Here is a 15574-nt window from a genome sequence, read left to right as displayed (position 1 = left end):
ACCAGCCTGCTCGGACTGTGCGGCTGCGCCTATACCTGTCTGGCTGCTTACCCGCAGGCGCCCCTGAAAGAAGGTATAGCTCAGGCGCAGCTGCAAAGTGGAGAGCGCATCCTGACTCACATCACCCAGGCCGATATCTACCTCCAGGTTGCTGTCTATGGAGTTGAGCAGGCCGCTAAGCTGCCCTGTGAGTAAACTTCCCAAACTGCCGCCCACCGCTGAAACGCCAGCATTGTCAAAAGAGGCAAACATGCCAATAGGAGCCAGCCTGCGCAGTACAAGTAAGCTGAACACCTGTCTGTTCAATTCATTTTCATCGTTGCGGATAGCGGCTATAATCGGATCAAGCTGCAGGCGGGCATTGGCTGGCATACTCTCAAAGTCCAGCCCCAGCTGAATTTCGGGAGTCAGTATAGGGCCTTTCAGATCAACAATTGCCGTTACCGGGTAGCGACCTTGCGGAGCGGAGGTTAAGTCGCTTTCGCCCCGGGTGGTCATAATATCGGCTAAGGATGCGCTTTGAGTATAGGTGGCACGCAGGTCCATGATGCCTTCCAGCGGGTCGCCGTTCCAGGACAGCGTACCACCAGGCGTCACCCGGAATTCACGTGATACCACACCTTCTAGTAGGTTAAGATTATAGGCGCCGTTCGCGATCTCAAAGTTGCCATACATGTTAAACTCGCCCCGGGTGTCTATCGTCATCTGAATCTGGCCGCTGCCCGAGCCCCGGATCACGTCACCTGTTTGCCGGTCGATGATGATCTCAAAATAAGCATCGTCGGTCACGTCCAGGTCAAAATTCATGTTGATGCCCGACAGGTCCACTTTCTGTTCTTCCACGACCACTGCTACACCGGTAGAGTCGCTGATGTTGCGATTGACGAAGCGGATAAAGTCTTTGCGGGCCAGGTCGGTCTGATTGTCAAGTGGTACCACTATACGGGTGTTGGCGTCGCTTCGGGCGTTCACGTCTATTTTGAGGTTGTCCACCGGACCGAGTACACTGGCCGTACCGGTGCCGAAGGCGGTTCCATAATAGAGTTCGTTCTGCTCGTAGGTCGTGTTCAGAATCATCAGGTTCCGGAAACGGGCGTTCAGGTCGAGCACCATGTTCTGGAAGCCATCGTGGGCGATGCCGCCTGTCACAGTGCCCACGTTGCCATAAAGGTCGCGCAGCTGCGCATTGCGGAAGCTGATGCTGTTGGCCCCGAAGTAGACCCGGTCGGAGAAGCGGTAGGTGGTACCAAGGTAATCGAAGCGGAACTGTCCGCCAGTGACCATCACAGAGCCTGTCAGGATTGGCGCCGACAACCTGCCAAGCACCCGGATGCGCCCCTCCATGGTCCCCTCCAGCTGCGACATGATCGGTTTCAGGATCGGCTCCACAATCTTGAGCTGGGTCTCGTCCAGTACGGCCAGCATGTCCAGCTGCTCTTCTTCAGCCCGGGGATAATAATTGCCTGTCAGAGTCAGTACCTTTTTGTTGTTCCTTTCAACATCTACATCCACCACCATCTGTTGCTGGGCATTGTTCCAGTCGCCTTTTCCCCGGATGTCGCCGATCAGCACATTGTCCAGGTAAAAAGAATCGACACGCATGCCGGCGTTCAGCAGGGCATTGTTGTAAATGTCTTGTGCCGTTAGTTCAGCATTAAGTGTGCCCCTGATCTGCTCGGGCATGAGCGGGTTAAGGTTTCGGAGGTCAAAATTTTTGATGCTGGCCACCAGCGTACTACCTGGGTCCTGACCAATGGCGCCGTCTACCCGAATAATCTGGTCCTGGTTAGATAATATCAGTTCTTCAAAATCAAATCGCTTCCCGTTTTCACTGATGTATACCATGCTGCCCGGTTGAAAGGCCCATGGCGTCTCGCGAAGGGTAATATTGGATCTGCCAAATACAACTTGCAGGCGGTCCTGAAGGAAATTGACGTCGCCGACCACGGTTGCCTGGTTGTTAAAAGCGGGTTGCAGCAGGTTGGTATAAAAGCCGATCGTACGCTCACTCCAGATCGCTTCCAGCAGTAGGCGCTCTGTTTCACCCACGGAAGGAAGTACCTGCTTTTCGGAGGTAAACTGGGCACTGGCCAGCACATCCGGACTGTTTTGCAGCTTGGAAGTGCTAAGCTCTATGTCATTCTGGTATAGCGTTACATCATCATACAGGATCGTGTCTATCTGTGCATAGGATGTCAGGATGACTGTATTGCCATGTCGGAAAGTACCCTCCAGCTTTGAAAAGTCAGAAACTGTGAGCTCCGGCACAAATAAGTGTATAAGCGGATTGACCCGCCGCAGGTATAGGTCATAATCAAGACTGTACTCTGGACGGTTAGAGGAACGCTTACGGCTATAATAAGCGGCTGTGGCGGCATCGTTACTCTCAAAATTAAGCTGATACTCCTGCACCAGCTGCTTCAGGTCGTCAATCAGCACAGAGTAGTCGAAGTCACCGCTCACCCGCAAGGCCAGTGGAGTAGAGCGAAGCGTGAGACTCCGTATACCCTCACCGATACGTGACTGCACCCGGATCGTGTCGAGGGCGACACGCTGGCCTCGTAAGTGACGGCGGCACTGTCAAAAAAGCGGTGCCTTCAAAGTCATCAAGCCGGAGGCCGCGGAAATTGAGGTCGGCATTGGCCTGTACGATCACCGACTTATCTGAAATGCGCAGCGCTTTCAGGTCGGCTTTGTCCAGATCAGCCCTCAGGTTGAAAGCCTGGTTGTTATTTGCCAGGTTCACTTCACCATTGGCCGTAAAGACGAGGTTCGGGTCAGCAATGGCAAAACGCCCCTCATAACGCTGGCGGCTCAGAGTGCCGTCCGTGCGGATGTTGCGGTAGTTATAATCAAGCAGGTGAAGCTGGGCAATATCTGCGTTGATCTCCATGCGGGCGTCTTCCAGTGTAAAGCCGGATCCGACTACACGACCATCCATGGTGATCGTTTTGATAACGTCCGCATTGCCTATCAGGCGACCGATGTTGAAATTCTGTGTTTTGAGTCGACCACGGTAAGAGGAGGCATTGTTGCTCCGGTTTATCTTCATGTTGATGTCGGACTGCACATTGCCCAGCGCCGTAGCAAAACTGCCATTGGCCACGAAGTCATTGTAGAAACCCAGGAAGCGCCCGTCGATCTTCACTGTGCCTAATCGTGAGGCGATGGTATAGGCATCAGCAGGCAAAAACTGCTTGATGTCATCGGCATTGAGCGTAGAAGGCTGCAGGCGGATGTTGGCAAAGGTCTCACCCCAGTTAGGCAGGCCATCCACGTTCATGGTGCCTACAATGTGGGTGTTCTGTCCATACTTTATATCCAGGTTGGTCGCCACGAACTCCGCTACACGACCTTCAAACTCCCCCGATGCGATGTAGGCATTCTCATCGTAGTCTTTGATCTGTGGGGCAAAGAGGGCAATATCACGAGAATATACCGTGAGTCCTTCACGCGGGCCGTCATTGTCACGCTATCGATAAAATCGGAGAAGTTGCCAAAGCGGTTATAGTCGAAGCGGATGTATTCCTGCACGTTGCTTTCGTTTACCCGCAGGTCGAGCTCGTCCCATTCCCAGAAAGTGGAAGCATAAGTCATCAACACATCGAGGTTGTGTAGCTGTATGCCGGACGGACGTTCGAAGGCAGTCAAATCCGTTACCCGAACCTTGAGCGTATCACCGGGCTCAAACTCCGTAAAGCGTGCCGAGATGCTGTCTATGCCTAAGTGAAAGTAGTCGATGCCGTAGTCAGTGCGGGGGCGGTTGAAGTCGTCGTAGGTAAAGGCGCCGTTTTTGATGATCAGTTCATCGATCGAGAACTCGAAAGGTTGGGAAGCCTTGGTCGTGTCTTTGGTGATCAGATTGCCGAGGGACGTAATGAAAGTGGACAGATTGAGGGAGTCGGTGCCCTCGTACTGCACCAGGTTGGCCCGGGGCTCCTGCAACTCCAGGGTGGCTATACCAAGAGTATTTGGCTGGAAGATAGAGAACAGGCTGATGTCCGCCTCGGCCCGACCTACGTAAAACAGTTCCTCACCCCGGTAATCGAGCACTTTCACCTGCTCCAGGATCACGTTGCTGAAAAACTCAATATCCACACGCCCGATCGTCACCTCGTGGTCGATGGTGCGGGAGATGTACTCGGCTGCTTTCTGAGCAACTTTGGTTTGCACACCCGGGTAGCGAATAGCTACAAAAACAACCGCAAATACAACCAAAAGCAACAGGATTAAGGCCAAAACTATTTTTAGAATGGCTTTTCCTATAACTTTGAAGTAATTTATGGACTGTTCTTTTTCCAAAAGATGATTGAACCTACAATATTAGCAATTGAATCTTCGTGCGACGAAACCTCTGCTGCGGTTATACGTGGTGGCAAGGTTTTGTCAAATGTTATTGCTACTCAGGCTGTTCACGAAAAATACGGCGGTGTTGTGCCGGAGCTTGCGTCGCGAGCACACCAACAGAACATTATTCCGGTTGTACAGCAGGCCTTGAGTACAGCAAATGTAAACAAAACTGACTTAAATGCAGTGGCTTTTACCCGCGGCCCGGGCTTGCTGGGTGCTTTACTGGTAGGCAGCTCTTTTGCCAAGTCGTTTGCGCTGGGCCTCAACATTCCGCTTATTGATGTAAACCACATGCAGGCACACATCCTGGCGCACTTTATCGATGACCCAAAACCCAACTTTCCGTTCCTTTGCCTGACTGTGAGCGGCGGCCACACCCAGGTTGTGCTCGTAAAAGACCACCTGGACATGGAGATCATAGGCCAGACCACGGACGACGCTGTAGGGGAGGCCTTTGACAAGACCGCTAAAATGCTTGGCCTGCCATACCCTGGCGGACCCATGCTTGACAAGACAGCGGCACAGGGTAACCCAAAGGCCTCGAGTTCCCGGTAGGCAACATGCCCGGCTACGACTTTTCGTTCAGCGGTATCAAGACCTCGGTGCTCTACTTCCTTAAAGATAAAACGAAAGACAACCCGAACTTCGTACAGGAGAACCTGGCTGATATTTGCGCCAGCGTACAGTATACTCTGATCAAGACCCTGCTGAAGAAAGTGGTGCTGGCTGCAAAGGACCTGGGCATAAAAGAAGTAGCGATCGCCGGTGGCGTGTCTGCCAACTCAGGGCTTCGCCAGGCCCTGCAGGACTACGCCAAAAAGTACGACTGGAACGTATATATCCCGGCTTTTCAGTATTGTACCGATAATGCAGGTATGATTGCTATAACAGCTCATTATCAATATCTTAAAGGCGACTTTGCCGACCAGTACGTGAGCCCGGAACCGAGGATGAAGTTTTAGGGAGTTTAAGAGTTTGAGAGTTTGAGAGTTGAGGAGGTGTTACTTGTAGAGACAGGTCGCGACTTATCCAAGTCTCGCACTGGTATAGCTTGTCAGGATCAGGATTTTCAGGATTAAAGAGGGGCCATATTCCCACGGATTTACAGGGCTCTTAGATTTACAGAATTGATATAGAAGAACAACCGTTTGAGGGAATCCTGTTAATCCTTTCATCCTGAAAATCCTGATTCAGACAACACTCAACCATCAACCATTTAACAATCACTCATTCACTAACTCACTCAATCACTCAATCAAAAATGAAAAACCCCTTCCAAACCGGCGATAGCAAGGTATACCGCAAAACGGTAACAGAGGCGGACTTTGCCCGTTTTGATGATGGGCTGGTGCATGCAGTTTGCAGCACCTTTTCGCTGGCGCAGGCGGCTGAGTGGGCAGGGCGCTTGTTTGTGTTGGAGATGAAAGGAGAGGATGAAGAAGGGATAGGTACATTTCTGACTATCAATCATAAAAGTCCGGCTTTCGAGGGCGAAGTAATAGAGATAGTCGCTCACCTGAGATCGCAGGAAGGTAACAATGTGATTTGTAGCTTTGAGGCCCGGGTGGGGGACAGGCTGGTGGCAGATGGGGAGACTGGGCAGAAGATTTTAAAGAAAGAGAAACTGGCCAGGGTGCTGGCTCCAATAAATTAGCATGACGAAAGCAAAAGATAAAGACAGAATCAAGAAGCACGTCAACATCCAGAATCGCAGAGCTTCTTTTGAGTTCCAGTTCCTGGACAAGTACACAGCTGGTATCATACTCAAAGGAACAGAGATCAAATCGATCCGGGAGGGCAAGGTGAACCTGCAGGACGGTTACTGTGTGCTGCATAATGGCGAGCTGTACCTGCACAACGTGCACATCTCCACCTATACCGAGGGCACGCACTACAACCACGAACCCATGCGGGTACGCAAGCTGCTTGTCAACAAGAGCGAACTAAAGCGACTGGAGAAGGGTGTGCAGGAGCAGGGGGTGACGATTATCCCTACCCGGATGTTCATCAGCGAGCGTGGCTTTGCTAAAGTAGAAGTTGCACTGGCGCGTGGTAAGAAGCTGCACGACAAGCGGGAAGACATCAAAGCAAAGGATATAAAACGCGAACTTGACCGAAGCGGGTTTTAAGGGATTTAGTGATTGAGTGCGTTAGTGAATGAGCGATTATTTGCGTTTGAGGTAAGGTGTAAGTGGAAGCGCACTGCATGTTTTTATACGTGAAGGGGGTTTACTCACATCCTCAGACCGGGAGATACATTGACATATTCACCATCGAATCGCAGTAAATCACTTAATCACTATTGCAAAAATCACTAACTCACTCAATCACTCAATTACTAACTCAAAAATGGACTACGGAATATGCATGCTCAGTCTGGTGCCGATGCGCGCTGAGCCATCTGATAAAGCGGAAATGGTAACCCAGGTACTCTTTGGGGAGTGTCTGGAGGTGCTCAGCAAGCAAGGAAACTGGGTGCAGGTGAAGCTGGCTTCGGATGGATATACCGGATGGATCGATCTTAAGCAGTATATGCCTGTGTCAGCGGGTTATTACCAGGAGTGGCAGGCAGCGCAGCATCCGCGTGCGCTCGATATCGTGCAGGTGGTGAGCAGTGCTGATATGCGTATTCCGGTAGGTATAGGGGCTTACCTGCCTTTTTTGACGGCATGAGCCTGCGTATTGATGGCCAAAGCTATCAGTACAGCGGACGAGCCACGAACCCTGCCGTGCCGGTTACAACGGTTCAGCTTGCCAAATTGGCCATGGGCTTCCTGAAAGCGCCCTATCTGTGGGGTGGTAAGTCTATGTTCGGGATCGACTGTTCGGGCTTTACGCAGCAGGTATACGGCCTTTGTGGTTATCAATTGCCCCGTGACGCAAGTCAGCAGGTGGCAGTAGGAGATGAAGTGCACTTTGCTACGCAGACTCAACCAGGCGATCTGGCTTATTTCGCCAACGAAGAAGGTCGTATTACGCATGTGGGCATCATGCTGGAAGGGCAGCAGATCATGCATGCCCATGGCGAGATCCGAATTGACACCCTCGACCACAATGGCATTTACAATGCCGAGCGCAAGCGCTACTCCCATAAACTACGTATCATCAAGCGCATTTTTTCCTGATTCTCAGCATTTTTCTTTGAACTTAGGCTATAACGAGTTGGTTAATTCTCGTAGAAGCTATAGCAAAAGTTCAAAGAATGGCCATGAGAGACAAAGTGCTGATATTGAACCAGGACTTCAGCGCAATCGCCGTCTGCACGGTGACCAAGGCTTTTTTGCTTGTCTATCTCGAAAAAGCAGAGCTTATTTCCAAAGCCAATGGCGCTGTTTTGCGCACGGTCAGCACTTCTTATCCTGTTCCTTCTGTTATCCGGCTGCAGCGCTACGTTAAGGTGCCATACTACGGTATAGCCCTCAGCAGGCACAATGTGCTGCGTCGCGACAACTTCCTTTGCCAGTACTGCGGTACTTCCCGTAACCTGACCCTGGACCACCTCTTGCCACGCTCCAGGGGAGGAGAGACCAGCTGGCAGAATATCGTCACGGCCTGTTCCAGGTGCAATTCCCGCAAAGGCGACCGAACCCCCGAAGAAGCCGGCCTCAAGCTATACCGTCACCCCTCCCGACCCTCTCTCTATACCTTCCTGCAACAGCACCTGAACGACTCTAATGAGGACTGGCAGATCTACCTGAAAATAGCCAATAAGTAGTAATATATGGTTGCTAATATATTTAGTTTACAATTGGTAAGTTATTATTTATCAGGTCGTGCTGTGATGATGTCTGTATGATAAGTTGAAGTTGATAAATTGTGCTGCATGCTTCTGCTTGATCAGGATGATTTTCCCTCTGGAATAATGGGGCTTCCGGCTGTTTTTACTGTTCTGTATACCTGCCAAGAAGGAAGTACTAAGATAGCCTATACCTGCAGCTAAGTCATCGTATGTCTTAGTTTTGTTAAATTGACAAAAGAGCGGAATGGCTGGAAAGCTGATAAGGGGAATGGCTATACCTGCTGTTGCGGCGGGTAGGTAATGAGGTTGATGACTAGATATGTGCCTTCTGTATCAGGTACTTATACCTGTTATTTCTTTTGCGAAATCTCTTCTGTATACTAGCATTATTTCTAAGTATTCCTTACTTTTGCCCTTCATTCGAGTGAATGGCTCCGGCACCGCGTTCGGAGAAATGTAAAACCAAACCAAACCGGCCTATTGCTCTAAGTCGGTGGCTTCTCCAGAGCAGTAAAACATTATGAGTAATTCCCCAGAAAATTTCGATTGGGACAAGTTTGAGTCTCAAGGTTTCGGTGGCGGCTACAGCAAAGAAGAGCGCGCTGAAATGGAAAAAATGTATGACGACACCCTGACTACCGTACAGGAGCAGGAGGTTGTTAAAGGAATCGTGGTAGGTATCACTGATCGTGACGTGATCCTGAACATCGGTTTCAAATCTGACGGCCTGGTGCCAGTTTCAGAATTCAGAGATCTTCCTGAACTGAAAGTTGGTGACGAGGTTGAAGTATTCATCGAAGACCAGGAAGACCCGAACGGTCAGCTGATCCTTTCCCGCAAGAAAGCGAAGATTGTATCTGCCTGGGCTAAGATCTATGACGCACTTGAGAACGACAACGTTCTGGAGGGTGTAGTGAAGAGAAGAACCAAAGGTGGTCTGATCATGGACCTCTACGGTGTTGAAGCCTTCTTGCCAGGTTCTCAGATCGACGTGAAGCCGATCCGTGACTTCGACGTGTTCGTTGGTAAGAAGATGGAAGTGAAAGTTGTGAAAATCAACGCCGCTTTCGACAACGTGGTTGTATCTCACAAAGTGCTTATCGAGAAAGACCTGGAGCAACAGCGTGCCGCTATCCTGAACAACCTGGAGAAAGGTCAGGTTCTGGAAGGCGTTATCAAGAACATGACAAACTTCGGTGTGTTCATCGACCTTGGTGGCGTAGATGGTCTGCTTCACATCACAGATATCTCTTGGGGACGTATCAACCACCCAGAGGAAGTATTGCAGCTTGACCAAAAGGTGAACGTGGTAGTGCTTGACTTCGATGATGACAAGAAGCGTATCTCTCTTGGCATGAAGCAGCTTACTCCTCACCCATGGGATGCTCTGCCAGCTGAAATTGAAGTTGGCTCAAGAGTAAAAGGCAAGATCGTTAACGTGGCTGACTACGGCGCATTCCTTGAGCTGATGCCAGGCGTTGAAGGTCTGATCCACGTTTCTGAAATGTCATGGTCACAGCACCTGCGCAACCCACAAGACTTCATTAAGCAAGGCGACGAGGTTGAAGCAGTTGTATTGACACTTGACCGCGAAGAGCGCAAAATGTCTCTTGGTATCAAGCAGCTTACTGAAGATCCATGGACTAAGGAGGATGTTATCACGAAATATGCAGTTGGCACCAAGCACACTGGCGTAGTTCGTAACCTGACTAACTTCGGTCTGTTCCTGGAGCTGGAAGAAGGCGTAGACGGTCTGGTACACGTATCTGACCTGTCCTGGACTAAGAAGATCAAGCACCCATCTGAGTTCGTGAAAGTTGGTGAAAACCTGGACGTAGTTGTTCTGGAGCTGGACGTAGCTAACAGAAGACTTGCTCTTGGTCACAAGCAGCTGGAGGAGAACCCTTGGGATACGTTCGAGTCTGTATTCAACGTAGGTTCAGTACACAAAGCTACTGTACTTGAGAAATCAGACAGAGGCGCTACATTGGAGCTGCCGTACGGCATCGAAGGTTTCTCATTCCCTAAAGGTCTGCAGAAAGAAGACGGTTCTCAGGTAGAAGCAGGTGAAAGCCTTGACTTCCGTGTAACTGAATTCTCTAAGGACGACCGTAAGATCATCCTGTCGCACACTGCTACTTACTCTGAGGCTGACAACGCACGTATCGCGARGGCCACTAAGAAAGCTGCACCTGCTGCCGGCGGTGAGAAGAAGGAGAAAGCTCCAAAAGTTCAGAAAGAAGCTGAGAACAAGTCTACCCTGGGTGACCTGGACGCACTTTCTGCCCTGAAAGAGCAGATGCTGGAGAACGAGAAAGAAGCTGGCGTTAAAAAGTTAGAAGCTGCTGCCGCTAAAAAGGCGAAAGGTTCTGATGAAGAGTCTGCTGAAGAAGAGAACAACGCTTAATACTAAGCTTGTCCTATAATGAAAGGCCCCGGAGCAATCCGGGGCCTTTTTTGTTTTTGGCTCCCGAAAAGCGCTTTAGGCTTATTGAATAATTGAGTAATAAATGATATATTAGCTTTATGCCATACCTGCTGTAGTGAATTGCTTTGTAGCAACTTTCCTACTCCAGATATAGTGCAGATAGTAGGAGTAGGTACTCCTACTATACTATAGTTGGCTACAACCAAAAATAAAGAGAATACTTAAGCGAGAATGGAGAATATTGAATTAAGAAGAGTAACCGTAAACGAACTAGACCAGCTACAGAGAATCTGCAGACAGACATTTTCTGAAACATTTTCTTTTGGAAATAGCGAGGAGAATATGAAAAAGTATTTGGAGGAAGGGTTTTCAACAGAAAAACTAGGAGTCGAATTGGCCAACAAGAACTCTGAGTTTTATTTTGCCCTTTTAGAGAATAAAGTAATTGGCTATTTGAAAGTCAACTTTGGACAATCACAGACTGAAATAAAGGACGATAATACCCTTGAAATCGAGCGCATTTATGTTTTAAAGGAATTCCACGGGAAAAAAGTTGGGCAAATACTTTATGAGAAGGCAATGGAAATATCCAAACACAAAGGCGTGGATTATGTTTGGTTAGGGGTTTGGGAAGAAAACCCAAGAGCACTTCGATTTTATGAGAAAAATGGCTTCGTGGAATTTGATAGGCATATTTTCAAACTAGGAAATGATGAGCAGACAGACATAATGATGAAACTGCAATTAAAATAAAAATGGCAGCAGCTAGCATTGTGTAAAAATCATGTTCCAGCCGACGGCCTCACACGTCTTTTACACGAGCACCGTTTCACACTCCATAAACACACTCCTAACTCCATGCGAAAAATAATTCTAGATCTAGCTACAACACTTGACGGATTCATCGAAGGGCCAAATGGTGAAGTGGACTGGTGCATCCTGGACGATGATATGGACTTTCAGGGTTTTCTGGAAGGTATAGACACGATCCTCTATGGGAGAGTGAGCTATGATATGTGGGGCAACTACCATCCTGATACCAACGCAAGTGAATCAGAGAAAGAAATCTGGGCAGCAGTACACGCTAAACAGAAGATTGTTTTCTCCAGTCAGGAGCGGCCAAATACGGATGTAACGTTTATCGCCTCTAGTATACCTGATGCCATCGCCGAATTGAAACAGCAGCAGGGGAAAGACATATGGTTATATGGTGGGGCAAAACTAATCACAGCATTTATACAGCATGGGTTGATTGACGTGTACCGAATCTCGGTGCACCCAACCGTTTTAGGAGCTGGCAAACCACTGTTCCAAGACCTAGAGGATCGAATAAACCTTGACCTGATAGCGGTTAACAGGTTTAGAGCTGGGGTGGTCCAACTTGTTTACAAACCTAAAGGCTGAACCACAACGCTATTCGGGTATAAGAAGCACATTGTTGTCATTACAAATATTAAACTCATTATACATAAACACGATAAGATTCCTATAATCCTTTGACTAATAATTAAACACCTCAAATAGTGTATATGAAGAAGCTGTTGCTAGTAATAACTAATATGCTATTAGTTCTTTTTCTTCTGAGTTCATGTGCAAAGGATGATGAAAACGCACCTGCCAACCTGCTAGTATCAAAAACCTGGAAGAAAGGAGTAGTTGATAAGAATGTGAATTCAAACCCTCCCGGAAGGGTTTTTTACAACCCTTGGTCAGATTGCAAAAAAGATGATTTGATTACGTTTGACTCAAATGGCAAGTTAACAGTGGACCAGGGTAAAGTGAAATGTGAAAGTAAAGAGCCACTCATCAGAACGATGTCATATACCTATGATAAGGTTACCAAACAGTTGACCATTGATGGCGCCTTATTCACTGTCGCAGAGGAGTCTAAAGATCAGATTAAGTATTACTCACATTTACCTTCGCATACAGGGTACGATTACATGGTATACCTGCTTCAGTAACAAGACTAAACACGAGAGACACCCCAACAATTTTCCTGAATTCTGGTAATTTTGGACAACCAATTGCTTGCATGATACAAGGTGTGCTCAGGCTGATGGCTTAGCATACCTGCACAAAATCAACGACGCAACACCGGACACCAATCATTTCATGAATCCATACCTGGAAATCCTCCCCGAAATACAGCAAGCCCTCACCGACGGCAAGCCTGTCGTAGCGCTGGAATCCACCATAATTGCCCACGGCATGCCTTACCCGCACAATGTGCAGACTGCCCTGGAGGTTGAGCAGGTGGTACGGGAAGCAGGCGCTATACCTGCTACCATAGCTATACTAGGCGGCAAATGCTGTGTAGGGCTAACAAAGGAGCAAATTGCGCACCTGGCAAGGCCGAGGGTGTCTGGAAGGTGAGCCTGGTTGATATGCCTTACGTCATCAGCCAGCAAATCGATGGCGCTACAACGGTCGCTGCCACCATGCGAATTGCCGCTATGGCAGGTATACGGGTGTTCGTTACAGGCGGGGTAGGAGGTGTGCATAGGGGAGCAGAGACCACCATGGATATCTCGGCAGACCTGACTGAAATGGGGCAGACCTCCGTAGCGGTGGTATCAGCGGGTGTGAAGTCGATCCTGGATATTGGGCTGACCCTGGAGTACCTGGATACCAAAGGTATACCGGTTGTTACTTTCGGGCAGAATGAGTTTCCGAGTTTCTACTCCCGCCAAAGCGGTTTTGCCTCTCCACTGCGACTGGACTCTGCCCGGGAAATTGCAGGCCTGTTACGCACCAAATGGGAGTTGGGACTGGATGGAGCTGTACTGATAGCGAATCCCATACCTGAAAAGTTTGAAGTGCCTGCACCTGAAATGGAATGGTATATCACCCAGGCCCTGCACGCCGCCGCACAGCAGCACATTAAGGGCAAGGCCGTCACGCCTTTTCTTTTAAAGTATATCGCAGAGCATAGCCAGGGCGAGAGCCTCGAAGCTAACATCGCGCTGATCAGGCACAATGCCCGTTTGGGAGCAGAAATAGCGGTAGCTTATAGCCAGCCTGGGGTTTAGCTCTGACCTGCTATACCTATTTAGTAGGGGCAGTTTCGGGTTTGGCAAATCCGCTGACGGGTATTTTCTTTTCCTGCGGCAAGGTATGGCCTGACCGTTGCTTGTACCAGGTTTTGAGCCTGCTTACGACCGGCTTTTCAATATAGGCTGTAATCAGCCAGGCCGCCGTAAGTGTGATGGCTAGTGGTGGCACGATCACCAGCAGGCTATCGCCGAACAAGTGTTTCGTTTCGTTGATGATCACATAACCCACAAACTGGTGGATCAGGTAGAGTGCATAGGAGATACTGCCCAGGAAGAGCAGCACCTTGTTCACCAGGAACTCCATTTTACCAATCAACCCTAGGTAAAATACCCCGAAGAAGGAAATAACGACGAGCGTATGCGGCAGACCTTCCGGCAGGTATAGCGCTACAATCACAGCGATACTGAAGAGCAGGTGAGTGAGCACAATGTTCCGTTTTTCGGGCTGCTTCATGAGCAGGTAAAAGAGGATGCCCGCATAGAAGAACACGCCATGGTATAGGTTCAGGATGGCACCGACCGGACCAAAGCTAACGCTATACTTGTGTACCAGGCTCAGCAGCACCCATATCGGACCACCCACAAAATACGCTTCAGGTTATTGGTCATGAACAGGCCAAGCATCATCAGGTAAAACATCCACTCCGAAAACAGCGACCAGTATACTCCGTCCACGTCTGGTACTCGGGCCAGCTTCTGGAACATGGTCAGGTTGACGAGCATGTCGGTGAAGGTAGTCTCTAAGCCGGGCAGGCTGAATGTCTGTACCACCACGAAAGTTGTGATCATGCTGAACCAGTAGGTCGGGTAAAGTCGGATGCCGCGGTTAAAGAGAAACTCGCTTCCGCTCTTGATCCTGTCGAAACTGAAGAAGATCACAAAGCCTGAGATCATAAAGAAAAGCTCCACCCCAAACAAACCGTAGTCGAAGTCGAAAGCAGGGGAGAAGCTATGGCCGTAAAGGCTGCGGTACACGGAAGTATAGTGGAAAAGGGCCACTGAGAGTGCGGCAATGCCCCTTAAAGCGTCTAAGAATAGAAGTCTGTTCATAACGATAATCAAATGCGGCTCTGAAGGCGTAAGGACAATATCTGGTTCCTTCTGCACCGCTGCCTGGCTGATAAGGCCTGGATTTATAATGTGTTATTGTAAAGGATAAGTGCTATGCGAGCTGCCTTAACAAGTCCGGGTACGGCAGTCGGGCAGCGTGTGTTCCGCACAAAGGCGGAAGCGCATAGAGGTTTTCCTGAATATACCCGGAAAGGAGTGATAAAGTTATGGTACGCGGAGGGAGTTTTTAGACAGGCAGAATTGACCGTATGTCGGAAGGATTTTGGTTTTGCGGCACCTTTTTGGTAGCTTGTCGGTTGTAACAAAAGCGCCTGGTCTGCCAAAAGGATGGCAGGGGCAGAAGGCCGCACACCTTATAAAATCATTGCATGAAAACTACCGTTAACGTACTGCTGGCTGCTGCCTGATCGGCTTTAGCGCTTGCTCAGAAGACAATAAAAAAGCTGATACAGCTACAACCCAGCCAACTACTGCGCCAGCTAACACGAACGCTGCAACAGCTACTCCAGCGGGTACTGTAGCCCTGAATCCTGCGCATGGCCAGCCTGGTCACCGCTGTGACATCGAAGTAGGCGCTCCACTTGATCTGCCGGCACAGCCTAAGCTCACAGCACCTCAGCCTGCATTCCAGCCACAAGTGTCTGGTTCAGTTGCTGCCGGTACCAACCCGCCGCACGGTCAGCCAGGTCACGATTGCGCTATACCTGTAGGGGCACCGCTTCCAAAATAGAAATCGCAACAGTAGTATTGAAAAATAAGGGGCTTATTATGAACGCTATATCTATTGGCGTTTAAAAAATATGACCTGATTGTTTGACAAGCATACTTCTCTGCTTATATTTGCACTCCAATCAGGGTAACGTGGCCGAGTGGCTAGGCTCAGCTCTGCAAAAGCTGCTACAGCGGTTCGAATCCGCTCGTTACCTCTTC

Annotated in this window: 14 protein-coding genes, 1 tRNA gene and 2 pseudogenes; 12 read left to right on the top strand and 5 right to left on the bottom strand. The window is 49.3% G+C overall.

The annotated features are described in order from the left end of the window. The 3 genes from O71_RS07025 to O71_RS07015 form a co-directional block, all read right to left on the bottom strand. The coding region (locus tag O71_RS07025; protein WP_192811644.1) for a translocation/assembly module TamB domain-containing protein at positions 1 to 2529 on the bottom strand (2529 nt) is incomplete at its 3' end. Then, positions 2510 to 3337, bottom strand: a complete 828-nt coding sequence (locus O71_RS07020) for a hypothetical protein (RefSeq protein WP_040573892.1) — start codon at positions 3335 to 3337, stop codon at positions 2510 to 2512. The genes O71_RS07020 and O71_RS07025, both read right to left, overlap by 20 nt. Before the next feature lie 8 nt (positions 3338 to 3345). Continuing rightward, positions 3346 to 4302 (bottom strand): AsmA family protein, encoded by a 957-nt coding sequence (locus O71_RS07015; protein ID WP_071530846.1) that lies wholly within the window; start codon positions 4300 to 4302, stop codon positions 3346 to 3348. 3 nt (positions 4303 to 4305) lie between these two features. On the opposite strand from O71_RS07015, the pseudogene tsaD reads away from it, so the two are divergent. The 11 genes and pseudogenes from tsaD (at position 4306) to O71_RS06965 (ending at position 13549) form a co-directional block, all read left to right on the top strand. Next, positions 4306 to 5312: pseudogene (tsaD, locus tag O71_RS07010) on the top strand (tRNA (adenosine(37)-N6)-threonylcarbamoyltransferase complex transferase subunit TsaD). A 299-nt stretch (positions 5313 to 5611) separates the two neighbouring features. Further along, the gene (locus O71_RS07005; protein WP_007654755.1) at positions 5612 to 6004 is read left to right on the top strand and encodes a thioesterase family protein; all 393 of its coding nucleotides are present in this window, start codon (positions 5612 to 5614) and stop codon (positions 6002 to 6004) included. A 1-nt stretch (position 6005) separates the two neighbouring features. Further along, positions 6006 to 6479, top strand: coding sequence for an SsrA-binding protein SmpB (smpB, locus tag O71_RS07000; RefSeq protein WP_007654753.1), 474 nt, complete (start codon positions 6006 to 6008; stop codon positions 6477 to 6479). Between the two features lie 220 nt (positions 6480 to 6699). Continuing rightward, positions 6700 to 7023: an SH3 domain-containing protein gene (locus tag O71_RS25355; protein WP_237717746.1), complete on the top strand. Its 324-nt coding sequence runs from the start codon at positions 6700 to 6702 to the stop codon at positions 7021 to 7023. Continuing rightward, the gene (locus tag O71_RS25350) at positions 7020 to 7475 is read left to right on the top strand and encodes a C40 family peptidase (protein ID WP_237717745.1); all 456 of its coding nucleotides are present in this window, start codon (positions 7020 to 7022) and stop codon (positions 7473 to 7475) included. The genes O71_RS25355 and O71_RS25350 overlap by 4 nt, the downstream gene beginning before the upstream one ends. An 83-nt stretch (positions 7476 to 7558) precedes the next feature. Continuing rightward, positions 7559 to 8065 carry an HNH endonuclease gene (locus O71_RS06990; RefSeq protein ID WP_040573895.1) on the top strand — a complete coding sequence of 169 codons (507 nt, stop codon included), beginning with the start codon at positions 7559 to 7561 and terminating at the stop codon, positions 8063 to 8065. Between the two features lie 544 nt (positions 8066 to 8609). Next, positions 8610 to 10496, top strand: coding sequence for a 30S ribosomal protein S1 (gene rpsA / locus O71_RS06985; RefSeq protein ID WP_007654747.1), 1887 nt, complete (start codon positions 8610 to 8612; stop codon positions 10494 to 10496). Between the two features lie 252 nt (positions 10497 to 10748). Further along, positions 10749 to 11270: a GNAT family N-acetyltransferase gene (locus O71_RS06980; RefSeq protein ID WP_007654745.1), complete on the top strand. Its 522-nt coding sequence runs from the start codon at positions 10749 to 10751 to the stop codon at positions 11268 to 11270. A gap of 105 nt (positions 11271 to 11375) precedes the next feature. After that, the gene (locus O71_RS06975; protein ID WP_007654743.1) at positions 11376 to 11921 is read left to right on the top strand and encodes a dihydrofolate reductase family protein; all 546 of its coding nucleotides are present in this window, start codon (positions 11376 to 11378) and stop codon (positions 11919 to 11921) included. Between the two features lie 125 nt (positions 11922 to 12046). Then, positions 12047 to 12481: a hypothetical protein gene (locus O71_RS06970; RefSeq protein WP_007654741.1), complete on the top strand. Its 435-nt coding sequence runs from the start codon at positions 12047 to 12049 to the stop codon at positions 12479 to 12481. Positions 12482 to 12632: 151 nt separating this feature from the next. Then, a pseudogene (locus O71_RS06965) lies at positions 12633 to 13549 on the top strand (pseudouridine-5'-phosphate glycosidase). Positions 13550 to 13565: 16 nt separating this feature from the next. Here the strand turns inward: O71_RS06965 and O71_RS06960 are convergent. Beyond that, positions 13566 to 14156, bottom strand: a complete 591-nt coding sequence (locus O71_RS06960) for an acyltransferase (RefSeq protein ID WP_155800656.1) — start codon at positions 14154 to 14156, stop codon at positions 13566 to 13568. Then, a complete protein-coding gene (locus O71_RS06955) occupies positions 14129 to 14623 on the bottom strand; it encodes an acyltransferase (protein ID WP_155800653.1) in 495 nt (164 codons plus the stop codon). Before O71_RS06955 ends, O71_RS06960 begins: the two co-directional genes overlap by 28 nt. 876 nt (positions 14624 to 15499) lie before the next feature. Between O71_RS06955 and O71_RS06950 the strand changes: the two genes are divergently transcribed. Continuing rightward, a tRNA-Cys gene (locus tag O71_RS06950) sits at positions 15500 to 15570 on the top strand. Positions 15571 to 15574 lie beyond the last annotated feature (4 nt).

It is taken from the genome of Pontibacter sp. BAB1700 (genome assembly GCF_000277005.1).
GTDB lineage: Bacteria > Bacteroidota > Bacteroidia > Cytophagales > Hymenobacteraceae > Pontibacter > Pontibacter lucknowensis.
Note: the sequence above shows the minus strand (reverse complement) of the source record. Positions and strands in the feature narration are given on the sequence as shown.

Excerpts from the sequence above, each read along its gene's own strand:
- O71_RS07005 (WP_007654755.1), top strand. The coding sequence starts at position 5,612 with ATGAAAAACCCCTTCCAAACCGGCGATAGCAAGGTATACCGCAAAACG.
- smpB (WP_007654753.1), top strand. The coding sequence starts at position 6,006 with ATGACGAAAGCAAAAGATAAAGACAGAATCAAGAAGCACGTCAACATC.
- O71_RS25355 (WP_237717746.1), top strand. The coding sequence starts at position 6,700 with ATGGACTACGGAATATGCATGCTCAGTCTGGTGCCGATGCGCGCTGAG.
- O71_RS25350 (WP_237717745.1), top strand. The coding sequence starts at position 7,020 with ATGAGCCTGCGTATTGATGGCCAAAGCTATCAGTACAGCGGACGAGCC.
- O71_RS06990 (WP_040573895.1), top strand. The coding sequence starts at position 7,559 with ATGAGAGACAAAGTGCTGATATTGAACCAGGACTTCAGCGCAATCGCC.
- O71_RS06980 (WP_007654745.1), top strand. The coding sequence starts at position 10,749 with ATGGAGAATATTGAATTAAGAAGAGTAACCGTAAACGAACTAGACCAG.
- O71_RS06975 (WP_007654743.1), top strand. The coding sequence starts at position 11,376 with ATGCGAAAAATAATTCTAGATCTAGCTACAACACTTGACGGATTCATC.
- O71_RS06970 (WP_007654741.1), top strand. The coding sequence starts at position 12,047 with ATGAAGAAGCTGTTGCTAGTAATAACTAATATGCTATTAGTTCTTTTT.
- O71_RS06955 (WP_155800653.1), bottom strand. The coding sequence starts at position 14,623 with ATGAACAGACTTCTATTCTTAGACGCTTTAAGGGGCATTGCCGCACTC.